Here is an 857-nt window from a genome sequence, read left to right as displayed (position 1 = left end):
AGAAAGAAATCATTACACAGCAAGACCCTCAAATGCAGATGTTTGCACAGTTGATGGAGGGAATATTGAAGAAACTGAAGCGTTATTGTTCTACAGCCCGTCCAATGTTAGGCGGAGAGGTTTACCTCACTGGCGAGGAGGTTTGTAGCCAATTACGGCTCAGCACACGTACGCTCCAAGAGTACAGAAATGCAGGAGTACTTCCTTTCTACAAAATCGGAGGGAAGATACTTTACAAACAGAGCGACATACAAACAATGCTTGAAAGACATTATAACGCAATACCCAAGAAATTATGGCAAGAATAGATGAACAAAGGAAACAACGTCTGGAACAAGCCCTTCGAGATATGGGCAATTATGGCGTTAAACTCCGCAAGCCCGAAGAGTTGCCCGATTTTGATCAGCCCATAGATTATGAAGAGGAAAAGAAAAGATTTGAGCCTGTTAAAGTTGAGGAACAAAATGACAAGGAGAGTCACAAGGACTATTCTCAACCGTCCTATCAAAAAACAGAGTTGTCACCAACGGAAAGGGCTACTTCTACCGAAGAGAATCATCAACGAATGGGAAAAACAAAGGACAGGAAGCAATTATCCGAGTTTCAGGGGAAATATCTCCAGCCATTTCGCAACAGCCACCGCAAAGCCGTGTATGTATCAGAGGAAACTCAACGAAAGTTGGACTTCGTGGTGAGGAAAATCGGTGAGCAGAGAGCAAGCGTTTCAGGCTATGTGGAGCAGGTGCTTCGAGAACATCTCGACCAATACAAAGATGATGTGGAAAGATGGCGGAAACTCTGAAGTACTGCATTCCTCGAATGCAAGCCTACGCTGAGTTACTGTATTCAGTGAATGC

2 protein-coding genes are annotated in these 857 nt (G+C 44.1%); both read left to right on the top strand.

Annotation, left to right across the window (positions count from 1 at the left end):
• Positions 1–8 precede the first annotated feature (8 nt).
• A complete protein-coding gene (locus tag E0E16_RS11260) occupies positions 9–308 on the top strand; it encodes a helix-turn-helix domain-containing protein (protein WP_255418192.1) in 300 nt (99 codons plus the stop codon).
• Positions 296–802 (top strand): DUF3408 domain-containing protein, encoded by a 507-nt coding sequence (locus tag E0E16_RS11255; protein WP_130830372.1) that lies wholly within the window; start codon positions 296–298, stop codon positions 800–802. The genes E0E16_RS11260 and E0E16_RS11255 overlap by 13 nt, the downstream gene beginning before the upstream one ends.
• The last annotated feature ends 55 nt before the right edge of the window (positions 803–857 follow it).

Source organism: Prevotella rectalis, from assembly GCF_900607215.1.
Taxonomy (GTDB): domain Bacteria; phylum Bacteroidota; class Bacteroidia; order Bacteroidales; family Bacteroidaceae; genus Prevotella; species Prevotella brunnea.
The sequence above is the reverse complement of the archived record's forward strand: the minus strand, read 5'-3'. Positions and strand labels throughout refer to the sequence as shown.

Coding starts and splice junctions, on each gene's coding strand:
- E0E16_RS11255 (WP_130830372.1), top strand. CDS start 296: ATGGCAAGAATAGATGAACAAAGGAAACAACGTCTGGAACAAGCCCTT.